This is a genomic window from Nostoc sp. DedSLP03, from assembly GCF_034530815.1.
GTDB lineage: Bacteria > Cyanobacteriota > Cyanobacteriia > Cyanobacteriales > Nostocaceae > Nostoc.
Map to the genome: position 1 here is coordinate 1 of NZ_JAVRCK010000252.1, position 1,030 is coordinate 1,030.

General features: G+C 41.7%; 2 protein-coding genes. Both read left to right on the top strand.

The genetic code is table 11. The features are described 5' to 3' along the window. Window positions 1-70 precede the first annotated feature (70 nt). The gene (locus RM368_RS38650; RefSeq protein ID WP_322698958.1) at window positions 71-565 is read left to right on the top strand and encodes a helix-turn-helix domain-containing protein; all 495 of its coding nucleotides are present in this window, start codon (window positions 71-73) and stop codon (window positions 563-565) included. 41 nt (window positions 566-606) lie between these two features. Continuing rightward, window positions 607-1,030: IS630 family transposase (locus RM368_RS38655; RefSeq protein WP_322698959.1), on the top strand; the 424-nt coding region annotated here is incomplete at its 3' end.

A 1,030-nucleotide genomic window follows, 5' to 3' on the forward strand; every position in this document is an offset into this window, starting at 1 on the left:
ATACCAATTCTGTATGAAGATGCGCCAAACTACGTCAAACTTATAGATAGGTACATTTAGTGGTTTTGTGATGAGTCGTCCATTCCAAATCGAGATTTCAGAAAGCCTTGAAGAATTGGAGAAAGCTCTCAAACATGCAACAACGGCAAGCAGGAAAGAAAGATTGCAAATGCTCTATTGGCTCAAGAGCGATCAAGTCAACAGCAGGCGATCGCTAGCAGAACGCTTAGGGCGTGATGAAGCAACCATAACTCGTTGGGTGAGAAAGTATAAAGATGAAGGAACAAGGGGCTTGCTTGAAGTCAAACATGCACCAGGGAAAGTTCCGAGTATCAATGGTTCAGACTTAGAACGCTTGAAAAAGCGGTTGCAGGAGCCATCTGGGTTTCAAAGCTATGGTCAAATTCAAGAATGGCTCAAGAGCGAATTAGGACTTTCACTTGCCTATAAAACAGTGTATGAAATTGTTCGCAACCGTTTGGGTGCGAAGTTGAAAGTGCCTCGTCCTCAAAGCTCCAAGCAACACCCAGAAAGTCTATCTCACTTTAAAAAAAACTTCCTCTAGCATTCAAATTCTTGCAGGAGGAGTTTGGAGAGGGGAAACGATTGAGGTACTTGTGTCAGGATGAAACACGTTTAGGATTAAAGACAATTGCAGGACGTTTAATTACGGCTAGAGGAGTTAAACCTGTAGGTTTAAGCCAATGGCAGCGTGAAAATTTTTATTTATACGGAGTTGTAGAACCCCTAAATGGATACAGCTTTTTCTATGAGTTCCCCTACCTAAATGGTGATTGTTTTCAAAACTTTTTAGAGTTGCTGTCTGTTGACCTTGGTGATGATATCGCGGTTATCCAGTTCGACCAAGGATCTTTTCACAAAGCGAAAGCTCTCGATTATCCAGATAACATTATCCCGATTTTTCAACCTCCTCACTCTCCTGAACTCAACCCAATTGAGCGGTTTTGGGAATTCCTCAAATCTAAACTCCAATGGGAAAATTGTAAAAACCTCACACAACTACAGCACA